14 protein-coding genes, 1 other RNA gene and 1 pseudogene are annotated in these 16,120 nt (G+C 60.6%); 7 read left to right on the top strand and 9 right to left on the bottom strand.

Going from position 1 to position 16,120, the window contains the following annotated elements:
- The first annotated feature begins 74 nt into the window (after positions 1-74).
- Positions 75-1,115, top strand: a complete 1,041-nt coding sequence (locus CFE428DRAFT_RS08165) for a S1/P1 nuclease (RefSeq protein ID WP_006979031.1) — start codon at positions 75-77, stop codon at positions 1,113-1,115.
- Between the two features lies 1 nt (position 1,116).
- On the opposite strand, the gene CFE428DRAFT_RS08160 is transcribed toward CFE428DRAFT_RS08165, so the two are convergent.
- Positions 1,117-1,464 (bottom strand): DUF2917 domain-containing protein, encoded by a 348-nt coding sequence (locus tag CFE428DRAFT_RS08160; RefSeq protein ID WP_006979030.1) that lies wholly within the window; start codon positions 1,462-1,464, stop codon positions 1,117-1,119.
- Positions 1,465-1,606: 142 nt separating this feature from the next.
- Here CFE428DRAFT_RS08160 and CFE428DRAFT_RS40355 point away from each other — a divergent pair.
- Positions 1,607-2,323, top strand: a pseudogene (locus CFE428DRAFT_RS40355) (aminotransferase-like domain-containing protein); the annotation flags it as partial.
- Positions 2,324-2,405: 82 nt separating this feature from the next.
- Positions 2,406-3,050: an aminotransferase-like domain-containing protein gene (locus tag CFE428DRAFT_RS40350; protein ID WP_272941104.1), complete on the top strand. Its 645-nt coding sequence runs from the start codon at positions 2,406-2,408 to the stop codon at positions 3,048-3,050.
- A gap of 54 nt (positions 3,051-3,104) precedes the next feature.
- Here the strand turns inward: CFE428DRAFT_RS40350 and CFE428DRAFT_RS08150 are convergent, their stop codons facing one another.
- The 7 genes from CFE428DRAFT_RS08150 to ffs all read right to left on the bottom strand — a co-directional run bounded on the left by CFE428DRAFT_RS08150 (position 3,105) and on the right by ffs (position 10,351).
- On the bottom strand, positions 3,105-4,229 hold the full coding sequence (locus tag CFE428DRAFT_RS08150; RefSeq protein ID WP_006979027.1) for a hypothetical protein: 1,125 nt from the start codon (positions 4,227-4,229) through the stop codon (positions 3,105-3,107).
- Positions 4,230-4,620: 391 nt separating this feature from the next.
- Positions 4,621-5,715, bottom strand: a complete 1,095-nt coding sequence (gene thrC / locus CFE428DRAFT_RS08145; RefSeq protein WP_006979026.1) for a threonine synthase — start codon at positions 5,713-5,715, stop codon at positions 4,621-4,623.
- Positions 5,712-7,007, bottom strand: coding sequence for a homoserine dehydrogenase (locus tag CFE428DRAFT_RS08140; protein WP_006979025.1), 1,296 nt, complete (start codon positions 7,005-7,007; stop codon positions 5,712-5,714). Before CFE428DRAFT_RS08140 ends, thrC begins: the two co-directional genes overlap by 4 nt.
- A gap of 190 nt (positions 7,008-7,197) precedes the next feature.
- Positions 7,198-7,800 carry an MBL fold metallo-hydrolase RNA specificity domain-containing protein gene (locus CFE428DRAFT_RS08135; RefSeq protein WP_042724650.1) on the bottom strand — a complete coding sequence of 201 codons (603 nt, stop codon included), beginning with the start codon at positions 7,798-7,800 and terminating at the stop codon, positions 7,198-7,200.
- On the bottom strand, positions 7,725-8,579 hold the full coding sequence (locus tag CFE428DRAFT_RS08130) for an MBL fold metallo-hydrolase (protein WP_006979023.1): 855 nt from the start codon (positions 8,577-8,579) through the stop codon (positions 7,725-7,727). The genes CFE428DRAFT_RS08135 and CFE428DRAFT_RS08130 overlap by 76 nt, the downstream gene beginning before the upstream one ends.
- A gap of 168 nt (positions 8,580-8,747) precedes the next feature.
- Entirely contained in the window at positions 8,748-10,031 is a 1,284-nt protein-coding gene (locus tag CFE428DRAFT_RS08125; RefSeq protein ID WP_006979022.1) for a CHASE2 domain-containing protein, read from the bottom strand.
- A gap of 225 nt (positions 10,032-10,256) precedes the next feature.
- Positions 10,257-10,351: signal recognition particle sRNA small type (gene ffs, locus CFE428DRAFT_RS34995), an RNA gene on the bottom strand.
- Between the two features lie 171 nt (positions 10,352-10,522).
- Between ffs and CFE428DRAFT_RS08120 the strand changes: the two genes are divergently transcribed.
- The 3 genes from CFE428DRAFT_RS08120 to CFE428DRAFT_RS08110 all read left to right on the top strand — a co-directional run bounded on the left by CFE428DRAFT_RS08120 (position 10,523) and on the right by CFE428DRAFT_RS08110 (position 13,215).
- Positions 10,523-11,410 carry a hypothetical protein gene (locus CFE428DRAFT_RS08120; RefSeq protein ID WP_006979021.1) on the top strand — a complete coding sequence of 296 codons (888 nt, stop codon included), beginning with the start codon at positions 10,523-10,525 and terminating at the stop codon, positions 11,408-11,410.
- A 356-nt stretch (positions 11,411-11,766) separates the two neighbouring features.
- Entirely contained in the window at positions 11,767-12,702 is a 936-nt protein-coding gene (locus CFE428DRAFT_RS08115; RefSeq protein WP_006979019.1) for a glycosyltransferase family 9 protein, read from the top strand.
- Positions 12,703-12,819: 117 nt separating this feature from the next.
- Positions 12,820-13,215 (top strand): zinc finger Ran-binding domain-containing protein, encoded by a 396-nt coding sequence (locus CFE428DRAFT_RS08110; protein ID WP_131990057.1) that lies wholly within the window; start codon positions 12,820-12,822, stop codon positions 13,213-13,215.
- Positions 13,216-13,361: 146 nt separating this feature from the next.
- Here the strand turns inward: CFE428DRAFT_RS08110 and CFE428DRAFT_RS08105 are convergent, their stop codons facing one another.
- On the bottom strand, positions 13,362-14,285 hold the full coding sequence (locus CFE428DRAFT_RS08105) for a PfkB family carbohydrate kinase (RefSeq protein WP_006979017.1): 924 nt from the start codon (positions 14,283-14,285) through the stop codon (positions 13,362-13,364).
- Between the two features lie 636 nt (positions 14,286-14,921).
- Between CFE428DRAFT_RS08105 and CFE428DRAFT_RS08100 the strand changes: the two genes are divergently transcribed.
- The gene (locus CFE428DRAFT_RS08100) at positions 14,922-15,929 is read left to right on the top strand and encodes an LLM class flavin-dependent oxidoreductase (RefSeq protein ID WP_006979016.1); all 1,008 of its coding nucleotides are present in this window, start codon (positions 14,922-14,924) and stop codon (positions 15,927-15,929) included.
- The last annotated feature ends 191 nt before the right edge of the window (positions 15,930-16,120 follow it).

Raw genomic sequence — 16,120 nt, 5'->3', positions numbered from 1 at the left:
AATTTGAATGCCCTGCGGTGTGTTCTGGCCCGCGATCATCGGAAAGGTTATTCCTGACCCTTCCACCGACTCCGATGCGTTCGCCATTTCTTCACGCCACGATTCTCCTGCTGATCTGTGCTTCTTTCGCCTTGGCGTGGGATACGCCCGGCCATGAACAGATCGCCGACATGGCCTACACCCGCCTGACGCCGGCGGCGAAAAACAAAATTCGGGAGATCCTCCAGCATGGTGACCCGCGCTATGTACCGGCGAACAATGGCGATGATACGTTGCGCGATGCCTTTCGCCGGGCATCCAGTTTTCCGGATGTCATTCGGGATCCAGGCGCGAGCACGGTTTTTGACGACGCATATGTCGACCGGATGAACCTGACGTTTCAGCCGGATGTTTCGCCACAGCAACTGGCCAAGCCGAAATCAGAGTACATCCGCTGCAAGACGTGGCACTATTACGACACGCCCATTCATTACAGCACCTCGCACGCGCCGAAGATCTACGAGTCAAACGCGCTCGTCGCATATAACTACGCCACGGCCCAGCTCGCGAAGCTCAAGAACAGCGCGGCGGGAGCCGATTTGAGAGATGCCGCCTGGTGGCTGTGCTGGATCGAGCATCTCACGGGAGATCTGCACCAGCCGCTCCATTGCACTTCGAACTACGCGCATAACCACCGAGGCGACATCGGCGGCAATGCGGTGAACATCATCGCTCCGTGGGATGGCGCTTCCGGCGCGCTTCACGCGGTGAATCTGCACAGCTACTGGGACGAAGGGATCGATCACGCGGCGGGCGGCCATCGTTCGGCGAGACAGGACCTCACCCCGGCAGATGCCATGGAGGTCACCGACGCGTGGCTCAGGAACAACCAGCTCAAGCCGGGGGACAGCGACGCCGCAGATCTCAATGTAGCCCACTGGATTGCCCAGGGAGCGGCCCTCGCCGATGCCCATGTCTACCAGGAAACCAATGCCGCCGGGCAGACCCAGGAAATCATCGACGGCACGAACGTCACTCCCCAATACACAACCGACCAGATCGATGTCTGCGAACATCAAGCCGTGCGCGCAGCTTATCGTCTGGCGGCGGTGCTAAATGGGATCTTTCAGCCTTGAATTAGATGGCGCGCCGTGGCGCGGGGACGAGCAGCACGGAGGCATCCTTCAACGCTTCGAAGACGATGCGGCCCGCGTTGGGCGTAGAAAACCGATCGCTCGCGCGCAGCAGGATGTCGCCTTCGGCGGGCGTGGTGGTGAGCCAGACGACTCCGTCGAGCACCTGGATTTCGCGAACGCCATCGGCCGGGTCGAGGCGATGCACCTGACCGCGCGCGAGTTGCAGGGAAATGGGGCGCGCGTTTTTCTCCATCACGTCCGGCACGGTGGCCGGGATGAATAGGGAGAGAGCTTGCGCCCCACGGGCGGCACGACTGACCGATGTTCCAAGAGCAGGCACGGTTTTCATAGCACCACGAGCATGCGCCCGGAAAGCCGGTGGCAACAGATGCACCCGCGCAGAAAATCGGCTTGTACAGATCACACTGTACAAGCCGTAATCACTACAATCTGTATCTGTGCAATTGCCGCTTTTGCAGTATCCTGCCGATATGACTGCGCTCGGAAACTCGCTGACCGACCCGCTGTATCAGCAACTCGCGGATACACTCGAAGAGATGATTCAACACCGCTCGCTGCGACCCGGAGATCGCATGCCCTCGCTGCGCCAGTTCAGCCGTCAGCGGCGGGTGAGCGTCCCGACGGCGCTGCAGGCTTACGCGATGCTGGAAGATCGCGGTTTGCTCGAGGCGCGGCCGAAATCGGGTTACTACGTGCGGGCCAGCCGCGCGGATACGGTCCGGCCACCGAGCGCCGGCTCGCAGTCGCCGCGTGTGGCCGACTATTCCAAGCTCGATCCCCTCACCGCCATCCTCGCCGCGCAAAATGCGCCGGACCTCGTCCCGCTGGGCGTAGCCGTGCCGGACCCGCGAAATCTGCCGGAAGCGCGCATGGCGCGGGAGATGAGCGCGGTGGCCAGGCAATTGCGCAAAGAATATTCGTCCTACGATTTTCCGCCGGGCTGTCCACCCCTGCGCACCGAGCTGGCGCGTCGCTCGCTCGAGTGGGGCTGTGCGCTGACCCCGGATGATTTCATTCTCACCATCGGCTGCACCGAAGCGCTGGCGCTGGCACTGCACGCCGTGTGCGAGGCGGGCGATACCGTGGTCGTCGAGTCGCCGACTTATTTCGGCATCGCGACGGTGCTGCAGGAACTGCGGCTGAAGGCGCTCCCGATTCCCGTGGATGCGGAGCGCGGCTTGAACCTCGACGTGCTCGACAGCGCTGCGCAAGACCCGCGTGGCGGCCTGTGTGTTGATTCCCAGCTTTCACAATCCGGTCGGCTCGTGCATGTCGGATCAAGACAAGTTGCGTCTCTGCCAGATGCTGGCGAAGCGGGAAATTCCGATAATCGAGGACGACATTTACGGCGACCTCCAGCACGCCGGCCCGCGGCCGCGCTGCCTGCGCGCATTCGATGAAAACGTAATCCTCTGCAGCTCGTTTTCCAAAACGATCGCGCCGGGCTTGCGGCTCGGCTACATCGCGCCCGCCCGGTGGAAAGATCGCGTCATGCGTCTCAAGCAAACGACCACGCTGGCCAACGCGGGGCTGCCTTCCTATGCGCTCGCCGCGTATCTACGTGAAGGCGGCTACGAGCGCTACTTGCGCAAGGCACGGGGCATTTACCGGCAGCAGGTAAATCACATGCGCGAGTTGCTGGCGCACGCCCTGCCGGAAGGCATCGCTCTTTCGAAGCCGCAGGGTGGGTTTGTGTTGTGGTGCGAATTGCCCCCGCAGATCGATGCGGTGCAGCTCTCCCGCAGCGCCCAACGCTCGGGCATCAGCATCGCCCCCGGCCCGCTCTTTTCTCCACGCGGCGAGTTTTCGAATTTCATGCGCATCAATTGCGGGTATCGCATCGACGCGAAGATCGAGAATGCGGTGATGACGCTGGGGAAACTGGCGAAGGATTTTTTGCGAAGGAGGGGATGAGGGTATCCATGGCCGTTGCCAAGGGACTAGACGCCATCGCCCGAAGTCTCCCTTTCAAGGAGACAACATCTTCACCGCCTCCCCACTTCCAGTCACCCGCACCGTTTGGAAATGCGTCAAAGGCTTTCTGGGGAAAGGTTGCGTGTCGGGAAACATCGACGATGGAAGGTGCGTGAGCTTCTTGAACATATAGATTTCCGCTGTCCCATCCACCACCCCGATCGGCTTGGGCCATTCGAAACTCAGGCGCGCGAAGGCCTCGCCGTCTCTGGTAATCTCGTAGACGAGTTGTCTATCGGAACCCATCTCTCCTTCCACGATTCTATATTCGATTTCCCCTCCGTCACGATCGGTCAGCACCACTTCTGTAAAGGGCGGATCGACGTTGTTATATGGCGACTCGCTGTGCCACGAAATCTTTTGGGTGAAGCGTCGCCCATTCCAGCGGGCAAAGTGCCATTCCTCATATATCGAGCGGTGACCAGAGTTGTAATAGAGCCGCAGCCAGCCGTGAATGAGGCGCGGCCTTCTCATCGCCTGCTCGAGCGGCACGAGTAAATTCTTTTCGGAATCAAATCTGAAAAGAAAATGCTCCTGCCAGTATCTCCAAACCTGGCCCGCCATCACTAAGCCAAGATCCCCTTTTCCGTTGAAATCCATGACCCAAAACGGTTTCTCGGCCGGAGTAATCGGGTAACGTACATCAGGATCAGGAGCGGCCCCTCTGGGAACCCATTCGGGTTGGATGTCCCAAAACCCTCGAGCCTCCCACCCGTGCGCGGTCCATTGTGCAAATCCAATGCCTATATGCCGACCGTTGTCGAACAACACATCCATCGTCACCAACGCGTAAATGCCACCGTTGTGAAATAGATCGCCGTAGAGGATATACGGCTTGTCTATCCCGTGAATTACCTTGGTTGATTGGTGCGACCGGGGCCGGATCGTCTTGAGTGTCTCGCAGATAGCGACGGTGGCGCGATCAATCACCTCAGATTTTGGCTCCAACGGAATGGAACGCTGCTGCTGAATCGTCGCCGCCGCAGGACCATCCGCAATACCATCAACACTTCCGAGCAACGAGAGCACCCCAAAGATCGGAACCGCAGATTTTTTAAGCCAAAAAAGAGATCGGCGATATTGCGCAGTGCACGAGTTGCTGAAGACGAAAATTCCCATGGGAGGGAATACGTCCGAATCGTTTCGGCTCTTACTCAAATCGACACCCGAGCGTAGAAATTTTTACCGCATCACGCCTATCGATGCCGTCCTCGGCGTCGGAAACTCTTCGGCGCTGCGATCGACGCTAGGACGGCGCCGCTACAGCATTTTCATTTGGCAATGCCAAGAAGCGGCCAATTGGAATCGAAGGATCCCATATCCGCCCTTGCTCACCCCACACGGCATTCGAGGGCGTGTTCTTTCCAGTGTGGTTACAGCTCCGCGCGAAAACCCGCAGAAATTGGAGGTCCTTCGACTCCGCCCATACTTCCCCGCTCCGCTCAGGATGACAGGGTTTTCGATTCGGCGCTACCGCTCCACTCGGCGCATCGCACCTAAACGGAAAACGCTACCCCGCGATGAGCCGCAGAATCTCCCCCTTCTCCGCCTTGGCGGGGATGACGCTGCCGCATTGTTCGCGGGCGATGTCGGGGTCCTTGAGGCCGTGGCCGGTGACGGTGCAGACAATCTTGCTGCCTTCCGCGATGCGCGGAATGGGGCAGGTCGGAATGGGATTTTCGAGGCTCTTGAAAAGGCCGGCGATGCTGGCGGCGCTGGCGGGCTCGACGAAGATGCCTTCGTGGGCCGCGAGCCACTGCTGGGCGCTGAGGATCTCGGCGTCGGTGACGATGTCGATGCTGCCGCCGCTGTCGGTAATGGCGGCGCTGGCCAGCTTCCAGCTTGCGGGATTGCCGATGCGGATGGCCGTGGCCACGGTCTCGGGTTTCTCGACCACTTTGTTGTAGAAAATCGGCGCGCTGCCGGCGGCCTGGAAACCGCACATGCGCGGCTGCTTGGTGGCTTTGCCGAGCTGATGGAATTCCTGGTAACCCATCCAGTAGGCGCTGATGTTGCCGGCGTTGCCCACGGGCAGGATGTGCACGTCGGGCGCATCGCCGAGAACATCGATGATCTCAAACGACGCGGTCTTCTGGCCCTGCAGACGATACGGGTTGATGGAATTAACGATGGCAATCGGCTCGGTCTCGCCGATCTCGCGGACGAGATGCAGGGCGTCGTCGAAATTGCCATCGATGGCCACGACCTTGGCGCCGTACATGAAGGCCTGGGCGAGCTTGCCGAAGGCGATCTTGCCGGCGGGCAGAAGGACGATGCAGGCGATGCTGGCCCGCGCGGCGTAGGCGGCAGCGGCGGCGCTGGTGTTGCCAGTGCTGGCGCAGATCACCGCCTTGGCGCCGTCTTCCACCGCCTTGGAGAGCGCCATGGTCATACCGCGATCCTTGAAGGAACCGGTGGGGTTGAGACCCTCGTACTTGATGTAGACTTCGCAGCCGCGGCCGACGCGCTCACTGAGCTTCGGCGAATGAATGAGCGGCGTGCTGCCTTCGTTCAGCGAAATGAAAGGCGTGGCCTCAGTGACGGGCAGGTATTCCCGCCAGCGAGCCATGACGCCGCGGTCGTGCAGGGGGCGATAGGTGCTCATGCGAAATTTTCAACGCGGATCATCCGCGGGGCTTTTTTCACACACGGCAGCGCGCCGATTTGATCGAGCGCATTTTGAATCTGCGCGCTGGTGGCTTTGTGGATGACGAAGACGAGCGGGACGGCTTCACCCTCGGTGCCTTCGGGCTGGAAGAGCGAGGAGATGCCGATGTTCAAGGCGCCGAGCACGCCGGCGACCTGGGCGACGACGCCGGGGCGATCTTCGACGGTAAGGCGCAGGTAGTATTCGCAGACGATCTGGTCGATCGGCTTGCACGTGCCGTAGAGCCCGTGGGGCATGAAGCCGTAATTGCTGCGCGGCGATTGCAGCGCGGCAGCGGCTTCGGCGAGGTCGGCGATGACCGAGCTGGTGGTCGGATCCTGGCCGGCGCCGCGTCCGTAAAAGAGCGTTTCGCCGACGACGTCGCCATGGACCGCCAGGGCGTTGAAGACCCCATTCACCGAGGCGAGGACGTGTTTCTCGGGGATGAGAGTGGGGTGCACGCGCACCTCGATCTCGCCATTTTCGTCGGCCTTGATGATGCCGAGGAGTTTGATGGCGTAGCCGAGTTTTTTGGCAAAGCGGATGTCGCCAGCGGTGATCTGGTCGATGCCCTCGACGAAAATCTTGTCGGTCGGCACCCAGAAGCCGTAGGCGAGCGAGGCGAGGATGACGGCCTTGTGCGCGGCGTCCCAGCCGTTGACATCGAGCGTGGGATCGGCCTCGGCGTAGCCCTGGGCCTGAGCCTCGGCGAGCGCTTCGGTGAAGCTGATCTCCCGCTCGGTCATCTGGGTGAGGATGTAGTTGCTCGTGCCGTTGATGATGCCGTGGATGGAGCGGATATGATTGCCGATGAAGGCTTCGCGGATCGCCTTGATGATCGGGATGCCCCCGGCCACCGCGGCTTCGAAAAAGACGGGCACCTTATGCTTGGTCGCGGCGTCGAAAATCTCCCGGCCGTGCTCGGCGAGGAGCGCCTTGTTGCCGGTAACGACGGTCTTGCCGCGCTCGATGGCGCCGAGCATGAAACGGAGACTCTCCTCTTTCTGACCCATGAGTTCGACGACGATGCGAATCTCGGGATCATCGAGAATGTCCTGCCAGCGGGTCGTGACGATGCCGGTGGGAAAATCCACGCCGCGATTTTTGTTGATGTCGCGAAGGGCGATCTTTTTGACGTCGAGCTCGAACCCGAGCCGTTCCCGGAGCAGGGCACGATTCTGCGTCAGGTGTTTGAAGACACCTGCGCCGACATTGCCCATCCCGGCTAAACCAATGGCGAAGTGCTGCATGCGAAAGGGCGCGGAATATCGCTGGCGAGAAGGGCGGTGTAAAGGAGGAAGGCGGAAGGTTCCGATGGGGTTGGCGGCAGTCTTAATCGTAATCGTAATCGTAATCTTAATCCCCCGGTTCAGAAGAGATTAAGATTACGATTACGATTAAGGTTAAGAGGGCCACACCGCCTTCTCCTTCATCCTTTTTTTACAATTCCAGCGGCACGCCCGGTGTCGGCAGGAGGATCTCGCTCTGCGGCAAATCGCCAGCCAGCGTCGTGCGGAACCACTCGATGGCCGGGGTGTCGCCGTGGACGAGGACGATTTTCTTCGGGCGCACTTTGTTCACGTAAGCGCGCAGGCTTTCGCGGGAGGCGTGGGCGCTGAAGTTGAATTGCTCGACCTCGCAACTGAGCGGCTGTGCGGGGACGTCCGGGCTCAATTGCACGATCTCGCCCGGAGCAGCGCTGCGCAGGCGGCCGCCGGGGGATGCGGGGTCGGCGTAGCCGACGAAGAAGAGGGCGTGTTGCCGGTCGCTGATGACCTGGCGGGCGAAGACGTTGGAGAGCGTCTTCTCGGTCATCATACCGCTGGAAAGGGCGTAGATACGGCCACCCTTGAGCGGCGTGGCATCGGCAGCGCGGCCGGCCATGGTGAAGGGAGCGACGGCGTCGAGGAGCTGGAGCTGCGGGTGCTGACGCGGGGTCTGCGGGGCGAGCTTATCGTAGATTTCGGTCAATTTCGTACCGAGGCCGCCGATGTAGATTGGGCCGAGGCCGAGGAGATTGCCGCGCCGGAATTCGTAGAACATCGCGAGGATTTCCTGCGTCTTGCCGAGGGCGAAAAGCGGGATGAGGATGCCGGCGTCGCGATCGAAGGCCGCCTGATGGCCATGGCGAAGCGCAATTCCTCGCCGTGGCGGGTGAAGCCTTCCGGCGTGGCCCGATCGCCACGCGTGGTCTCGATGATGAGGACGTCGAGTTCCTCCTCGGGGAACTGCGCGCCTTGCATGATCGTCTGGTCATCGAACTGCACGTCGCCGGTGTAGAAAATCTTGCGGCCCTGCGCGCGAATGAGCGTGCCGACGGAGCCGAGGATGTGCCCGGCATCGAAGAACTCGAAGGATAGCTCCGCGTCCTCGCTGGGCAGCAGGCGTTCGCCGGTGACATCGAAGCGCGTGTGCAACGGCACGGGGCGCCAGCGCTTAAAAGCGACATCGACTTCGCGGTGGGTGAAGAGCGGGTATTCGGTGATGCCTTCGTCACGCTTCTTGGTCATCACGTTGACCGAATTGTGCAGCATCACGTCGCTGAGCAGCCGCGTGGCCTCGGTCATGAACACCGGCGCCTGCGGCTGGCGGCGCATGAGCACGGGCATAGAGCCGACATGATCCTGATGCGCGTGCGAGAGGATGATGGCGTCGGCCGTGCCATCCGGCAGACGGCTGAAATCGGGCAGGGCGGCAGTGCCATCGAAGCGCGGATGCAATCCGGAATCGAGGACGATGCGTTTCCCGGCCAGGTCGAGGCAGTAGCAATTAGCGCCGATTTCGATCTGCCGGGTCAGATTAGTGAAGGTGAGACCACCCATGACCTGTGGGAAGGATGCGGGGGCGCGACGGGGATGGCAAATGTTTTCGCCGCTCCGATCGGCAAAGCGGCAATCGTAATCTTAATCTTAATCCTAATCTTACTCCCTCTCTCCGGCAGAGGATTAAGATTACGATTAGGATTAAGATTAAGAAGCCTGCCCCGCCCCTTACAAGATCACCGGCCGCTTCGGCTTGCCGAAGGAATCCGGCGTTACGAGGCGGAAGAGCACGCACACGGCGACCACGCCCACCGGGACCACGCCCGGCATCCACATCAGCCAATGCGAGAAGACGGCAATGGCGACGAGACCGTAGATCGCCAGGACAAAGATGCCGTAGAAAATCGTCTTCATTTTCTTCATGCGCGGGATGCGGAAGCTCCAGAGCATGAACACCGCGATGATGACGTAATCCGCCCACTCCGGCACGGGGCGGATGAAGGATTGATCGAGGATGGTGGCGATGGCCGCGGCGAAGAGTTCGCCCGGGGAGCCGTTGCGCCGCGCGGCAAGCGGAATGGTGCGCGCAGCGGCGTCGGTGCGCGAGAGGAGCACGATGTTGTTGGCGAGTTGATCGATAGGGACGATTGGCTTGCCGCCGGCTTCCTTCTGCTCGCTGGCCAGGAGCAGTTCGTCGCGGCTGAAGCTGAGGAAGCGCGCCCCGAAATCCACCCGCATGCGGCCCATGCTATCGATGGGGATGTGGATTTTTTTCCCGATGTCGATGAAGGAGCCGACCTGCACGCTCACATCGTCCGGGGTCAGCTTCGCCCAGAGGAGCACGGCCTGCAGCGGGAAGGTAGGCGTGATCTGTCCGCGGTAGCGCAGGATCAGCGGCACGGAATTGAAATGGGTGTGGTGGGGCGGAAGGTTCGTGAAGCCCACGGTGGAGGAGAGCCGGTAGCTTTCCGCGGGCTGGAGTTCGACGGCCGTGAACTCGGGGATCTCGCTGATCGAGCCCTTCACATTGTGCAGCAGCGGCACCTCCTGCAGCGGCGGGATGACCTGTGGATCGTCCGGGATACCCAGCTTCGAGCCGAGCAGCATCTTGGGAGCACGCAGGATATTGTCGCGCAGGATCGTTTCGTATTGCTGGAGCTTTTCGGCGAACTGCGGCCGGCGTTTCGGGTCTTCCGGAATTGGCAGGACAATCGCGCGGTCCCAATCGAGCACCTGATCGATGGCGACGACCGAGGATTTCAGCGGCAACACCGCGGGGATGAAGAGGGAAAAATCGAGCGGATTCCACGGCCAGGGATGGCTCGCCAGAGTGGCGTCATCGATGCGGACCAGGGTCATCGGCGTGGGCTTGGCGCCGCGGTGGCTGTTCATGGCCAGAAAGTCCGCAAAACCATTGTCCCACGAAGCCAGCGGCTCGATCTGGGACTGATTCAACAGCGCCAGACCGGCGAGCAGGACGAGAAGCATGAACTGCGCTCCAGTGCGAAACATGGCGCGCAATTAGGCGCATTTCGCACCCGACTCCAATGACAAAATCCAGACGCCCTCCTCACGTGTCATTCTGACCGGAGTGTCCCGAGCGGCCTCTCCCTCCGGGAATCGCCCGCTCTGAGCATGAACATTGCTTTCTCATTTCCTTGAAATTGGAAAAACCCGTTCCATTTTAACCCCATCCCCCAGCCTCCTCCCCCTGAGAATGTCGCCTAAAGACAAAAAAGCCGTCAGAGAGCTACGACAAGGAAGGTCGGACTACCGTTGCTGCCTTCCGGCCCTGGCGGGGTTTGTCTGCCTTCAATCCGTAGTCCCTGACGGAGGCGACACTATTGGGGCAGGTCAGCGGCAACACAAATCCTTTATTCACGAAAAATTAGGGGAAAACCTCTTGCATTGATAAATTTTCAAGGCTTTAAAGTGCGGCGCAATACGCGGTTAGGTTGAACCAACCCATCCGCCCCCCTACACATACCTTTCACAATTCCCTTATGGCTAAAGTTTTCATTGGCATCGCACTGCTCTTCATGCTCGCCACCGCTGGCGTCGGATTTATGCTGAAGGGTAATGTCGACAAGTTGCAAACGTCCCTGAGCAAAACGAAGGGCCAGATTGCCGACGCAGAAGGGAAAGCCCGCGCCGCGAAGAACGACGCCGAGAAGGCCCAGAAGGACGCCAAGGATGCGGGCGACAAGGCAGCCGCCGCGGAGAAGACGGCAGCCGACAAGACCAAGGAAGCCGACGACGCCAAGATGCAGCTCGCCGAAGCCAAGCAGGTTCTCGAAAGCAAGGAAAAGGAACTCGCTGCAGCCAAGGCCAGCACCAACCCGGCTGATCCCAATGCTCCGAAGCAGGCAGACATCGACGCCCTGAAGGCGCAGCTCGCGGACGCCACGGCCAAGGAACAGGCCGCCGAAAAGGACGCCGAAGCCAACAAACTCGCCGCCGATGCCGCTGTCGCCAAAGGTGCTGAGAACGACCGGCAGCTCGCCGAACTCCGCAAGAAGGACCACGAGCGCGACCTCGGTATCATGCGTCCGGGTCTGCATGGCCGCATCCTCGCGGTGAACTCTGGGTGGAATTTCGTAGTGCTCAGCGTCGGCGACAAGAACGGCGTGCTGGTCAACTCATCGCTCGTCGTCGTCCGCGGCAATGAGCCAGTCGCCCGCCTGCGGGTCACCTCGGTGGAACCTTCCACGGCGATTGCCGATGTCCTGCCCGGCACCGTGCGCAAGGGCGTGACGGTTCAGCCCGGCGATACCGTGATCTTCGAAGGCACCCGTGGCAATCAGCAGACCACCAAGCCTGCTCCCGATTCCGCTCCCGCTCCTGCACCTACCCTCCCTGTCGCTCCCGCCCCCGGCCTTCCCAATAGCTGATCGTAGGAACCATGACGCGAATTCTGGGTTTCCTTCTGCTGGGTTGTTGGCATGACGTTGATGACTTCCTGCGCGGACGACAACAAGCAGGCGAGTGATCCCAATCAGGTCAGCACCATCCCGTGGAATCGGCCGGAAAAGTGGGAGGGTCAAGGACCCATGGGTGGCATGATGCCAGGCAGTCACTAATTTAAATCGCGCCCGATGAGGGCGCGTTTTTTTTTTGCGGGTAACGAATGCGCGAGCGAAAGTGGCCTGCTCTTAATCGTCACCTTTGAACCTCAATCGTTAATCTCGGTGGCCCACTGAGGGATTAAGGATTAACGATTAAAGAATACGATTAAGAACTAAAGAACGTGAAGCCGCGCATTCTGGTGATTCGGGGAGGAGCGATTGGAGATTTCATTCTCACCCTTCCCGCGATTGGACTACTCCGGGAAAATTTTCCAGAGGCCCAGCTCGAAATCCTCGGTTACGAGCATATCATCGAACTGGCTCGCGCACGCTTCTACGCCGACGCCACGCGCTCAATCGAATACGGTCCCATGGCGGGCTTCTTCGTGCCGAACTCGAAGCTCGCGCCGGACCTCGTGGAATACTTTGCGAGCTTCCAGCAGGTCGTCAGCTATCTCTTCGATCCCGATCTGTTCTTTGAGAATAATCTGCGCCGCGCGGGCGTGAAGAATTTTCTCCCGGCTTACGCGAAGATCGATGATTCCCAGCACGCCGCCCAGCAACTCGCGCAGCCCCTGCAGCGGATGGCGCTCTTTCTCGATAGCGCAGCGGCCGAGTTGTATCCCTCGGCGGAAGACCGGGCGCGGGCGAAGGAATTTCTCGGCGACTCCACTGCGCCGGTGATCGCGATTCATCCCGGCAGCGGAGGTGTGCGCAAGAACTGGCCGGCGGAGAACTGGGCGACGATCGCCAAAGGTTTGTCGCGGTATGCGCCGGAAGCGAGGGTGCTCTTGATCGGCGGAGAGGCGGATGCCGCGCCCCTGGCCACGGTGCAACAGGCGTTGCGCGGAGCACCGGTGCTGCTCGCGCAGAATCTGCCGTTGCCGCACCTTGCCGCGGTGTTGGAGCGATGCCGGCTTTTCCTGGGGCACGACAGCGGCATCTCGCATCTCGCCGCCGCGGTGGAGACATCGTGCGTGCTGCTCTTTGGTCCCACCGATCCCGCCATCTGGGCGCCGGCCAACGAGAAAGTCACCGTCGTGACAGCGCCGGATGGTCTTTTGGTCCGGTTGTCACCCGCGGTCGTGGAAGAAGCGGTACGACGCGCTCTGGGGTAGCGAGATCTCGAAAGTATCTTGCTTGTTTCGGGAATCGTTTTCGTGGTGATTTTGCTAATCACGGTTTTCCAATCAGCCGCCGCGCCCGGCCATGCGCTGTAGCCAAGAGCCAATCTCATGAGCACCGAATCTCACCCGCCTACGCCATCACCAGAGGGCGTCGTCTGTCCTAAATGCCTGTTCAGTAATTCGGCGACCGCGGCGTTTTGTGCGGCTTGCGGTGCCCCCATCGGCATGGTCGCGAACGTCGACCCACTTCAACATATTTACGCGGAAGGCTTCGGTTATCGGTCTGCGGTCGATGGACCACCGAAGCTCATCATCCTCATCGGCATGTGGCTACTCTTCGGTCCCCTGGCGGTCGGGGCCGTCAGTATGATCATCGCGGGCGGAAGAGAGCTTCTCTCCACGATCCCTTGGATCGCCATGTTCCTGTGCTCAATCGCGGTCCTGTATCGTGTCACCCGGAACTATATTGTTAAATCCCGGCTCGCCGGAAAATCGGGAGGCTGAACCCGATGATGCCTCTTCGACCGATTCAAGGTCCGAATGCCGGCCCTCCGGGACGGATGATGGTGGGAAGGCGGTCCGGTGGCTCACGCCACCGGCTAATTTCTGGCCTCCCTCCGGGAGGCGAAGCCTGGGGCTGATCCCAAGAGCTACCCGATGACCTCGAACTGGCTCATGCGCTTGAAGGTCTGGTAGCGCCCGTCGATGTCCGCCTTGGTCAAGGTGCGCAGGCGCTCGAGGGAGAAGGCTTCGACGTTGTAGCTGGCCAGGACGCTGCCGAGGACGACGGCTTTGCGCAGGGAGTCGAAGCTGATCTTTTCGTGATTGAGCGAGGCGAGGTGACCCGCGAGGCCGCCGGCAAAGGTATCCCTCGGCGCCGGTGGGGTCGTGGATGTCTTCCAGCGGATAGGCGCTCGCAGCTGAAGAACTGGCCTTTCCGGGCCGAAGAGCAGCGCGCCGTGTTCGCCTTTCTTGATGCAGAGATAGGCGGGGCCGGCGTTGCGGATCTGGGCGGCGGCCTTGATCAGGCTGGTCTGCTTGGTGAGCATGCGGGCCTCGCTGTCATTGAGGATGAGCATGTCGATGCGGGTGAGCAGGCGCTTGAGTTCCTCCGGCGTGTTGTTGATCCACAGGTCCATGGTGTCGGCGATGACAAACCGCGGGTTCTTGACCTGGTCGAGCACGTGGTGCTGGAGACTCGGATGGATGTTGCCGAGCAGGACGTAAGGCGTGCTTTCGTAGCCCGCGGGCAGCTTCGGCTCGAAGCTCTCAAAGACATTCAGCGCGATGCTGCGGGTCTCGCGGGTATTGAGGTCCCACATGTATTCGCCCGACCAGCGGAAGGTCTTGCCGGGGACGATTTGCAAGCCGGCGAGGTCGATGTTGTGCTTCTTGAAAAAATCGATGTGCGCCTGGGGAAAGTCGTCGCCGACGATGCCGACGAGATTGACCGGCGCGAAGAAGCTCGCGGCCACCGACGCGTAGCTGGTGGAACCGCCCAGCAGGTCGGAATGCTCCTCGATGGGAGTTTTGACGTTATCGAGAGCGATGGAACCAACGACGAGGACGGACATGGTAGGAAATGTGGAATGCGGAATGCGGAATGCGGAGGGATGGGGTAGTCTGTCTCGGGAGGGACTTCAAGGATGGAACGCAGGGGCGCGGATCCGTAATTGAAGAATTTTTAACCGCAGAGGGCCCGGCGCACCCCACGCAACCAAATGCCCATCCATTTAAGCGCAGAGGACGCCGAGAACGCAGAGAGCCGCAGAGGGGGGAACCATGGATTTCGCGGATTACACGGATTAAAGAAATCGAACCGTCACTGCCTTCAATCCGTGAAATCTGTGAAATCCGCGGTTAAAAAATTTCCACAAGCTACGTACACTTTTCAGGTTAGCACTGCACGAGGCGCAGAGAAGAAGTGTAGAGGGGTTCGTGGAGTAAAAAACCGCGAATGGGCGCTAATGAACACGAATCGGAAACGCATTCATCTTCCTCCTCTATTCGCGTTCATTGGCGTCCATTCGCGGTTAAAAATCGACGCAGGCGGCAAACATTTTTAGGATTCGCACGGCGGAGAACATGGAGAGCCGCAGAGGGAAATCGGGTCATGGACCGCCGCTTCAGCTGCTAGCGCCTTTTGCACAGTGAGCGGGCGCGAATTAGATTGAGGGCAACAACGCAAACATGCCTCTGCCACCCATTTCATGACTCTCTATTCTCTGCTCGACCTCGCGCCGATCGTCCAAGGTGGCACGGCGACGGAAACGTTTCGTCGCACGCTCGATCTGGCGCAGCATGCGGAGACGTGGGGTTACCACCGCTACTGGCTGGCGGAGCATCACAATATCCCGGGTATCGCCAGTGCGGCGACTTCGGTGCTCATCGGGCATGTGGCCGGAGGGACGAAATCCATGCGCGTGGGGTCGGGCGGGATCATGTTGCCGAATCACGCACCGCTGGTGATTGCCGAGCAATTCGGGACGCTGGAGTCGCTTTATCCGGGGCGGATTGATCTCGGCATCGGGCGCGCGCCGGGTGGAGATCAAAATACTGCGCGGGCACTGCGGCGTGGGCTGGGCAGCAGCGGGGATACGTTTCCGCAGGATTTGCGAGAGTTGCGGTCTTACTTTGCACCGGCGTCGCCGTTTGAACCGGTGCGGGCAATTCCGGGGGCGGGACTTTCGGTGCCGATTTATCTGCTGGGCTCGAGCGATTTCAGTGCGCGGCAGGCAGCGCTGCTTGGACTGCCGTTCGGCTTCGCTTCGCATTTTGCACCGGATTACCTGTACGAAGCGCTGGCGCTTTATCGCGACCATTTCCAACCCTCGGCGCAATTGGCAAAGCCGCACGTGATCGTAGGCGTCAATGTCTTTGCCGCAGAAACGGATGCCGAGGCGGCGCGCCTCTTCACGTCGCTGCAGCAGGCTTTTCTCGGGATGGTGCGAGGGAATCGCTCGGAGCTGCGGCCGCCGGTGGATGCGATGCAATGGACCGAGGCGGAGGAAGCTTATGTGCATCGCATGACGCGCTGCTCGGCCGTCGGTTCAGCGGCGACGATTCGCGAGCGACTCGCGGAGATCATCGAGAATACGAGCGCGGACGAGTTGATCATCACGGCACAGATTTTCGATCACGGAGCGCGGTTGCGTTCGTTTGAGCTGGCCGCGGAGGTGTTGCGGGAACTGGTGGTGAAACCGGTGGGCGCGTGCTGAGGGCGCAGCGCGACGGAGACACAGGCAAAGAGATTTTTTAAACGCAGAGGCCGCGGAGGCGCAGAGAAGAGAAGGATGCAGAGGGCACTGCGGAAGGCGCATTCTTCATCCTTCATCCCAGGGGAAAGTGGCGCTTTGCCCGTCATTTTTGCCATCGCGCTCGAAGATCGCGATCCACCGAGATTGGCTGT

Source organism: Chthoniobacter flavus Ellin428 (assembly GCF_000173075.1).
GTDB classification, from domain to species: Bacteria; Verrucomicrobiota; Verrucomicrobiia; order Chthoniobacterales; family Chthoniobacteraceae; genus Chthoniobacter; species Chthoniobacter flavus.
The sequence above is the reverse complement of the archived record's forward strand: the minus strand, read 5'-3'. Positions and strand labels throughout refer to the sequence as shown.

Bases quoted from the DNA above. Each gene is read 5' to 3' on its own strand.
- CFE428DRAFT_RS08165 (WP_006979031.1), top strand. From the start codon at position 75: ATGCGTTCGCCATTTCTTCACGCCACGATTCTCCTGCTGATCTGTGCT.
- CFE428DRAFT_RS08160 (WP_006979030.1), bottom strand. From the start codon at position 1,464: ATGAAAACCGTGCCTGCTCTTGGAACATCGGTCAGTCGTGCCGCCCGT.
- CFE428DRAFT_RS40350 (WP_272941104.1), top strand. From the start codon at position 2,406: ATGTCGGATCAAGACAAGTTGCGTCTCTGCCAGATGCTGGCGAAGCGG.
- CFE428DRAFT_RS08150 (WP_006979027.1), bottom strand. From the start codon at position 4,229: ATGGGAATTTTCGTCTTCAGCAACTCGTGCACTGCGCAATATCGCCGA.
- thrC (WP_006979026.1), bottom strand. From the start codon at position 5,715: ATGAGCACCTATCGCCCCCTGCACGACCGCGGCGTCATGGCTCGCTGG.
- CFE428DRAFT_RS08140 (WP_006979025.1), bottom strand. From the start codon at position 7,007: ATGCAGCACTTCGCCATTGGTTTAGCCGGGATGGGCAATGTCGGCGCA.
- CFE428DRAFT_RS08135 (WP_042724650.1), bottom strand. From the start codon at position 7,800: ATGTTCTACGAATTCCGGCGCGGCAATCTCCTCGGCCTCGGCCCAATC.
- CFE428DRAFT_RS08130 (WP_006979023.1), bottom strand. From the start codon at position 8,579: ATGGGTGGTCTCACCTTCACTAATCTGACCCGGCAGATCGAAATCGGC.
- CFE428DRAFT_RS08125 (WP_006979022.1), bottom strand. From the start codon at position 10,031: ATGTTTCGCACTGGAGCGCAGTTCATGCTTCTCGTCCTGCTCGCCGGT.
- CFE428DRAFT_RS08120 (WP_006979021.1), top strand. From the start codon at position 10,523: ATGGCTAAAGTTTTCATTGGCATCGCACTGCTCTTCATGCTCGCCACC.
- CFE428DRAFT_RS08110 (WP_131990057.1), top strand. From the start codon at position 12,820: ATGAGCACCGAATCTCACCCGCCTACGCCATCACCAGAGGGCGTCGTC.
- CFE428DRAFT_RS08105 (WP_006979017.1), bottom strand. From the start codon at position 14,285: ATGTCCGTCCTCGTCGTTGGTTCCATCGCTCTCGATAACGTCAAAACT.
- CFE428DRAFT_RS08100 (WP_006979016.1), top strand. From the start codon at position 14,922: ATGACTCTCTATTCTCTGCTCGACCTCGCGCCGATCGTCCAAGGTGGC.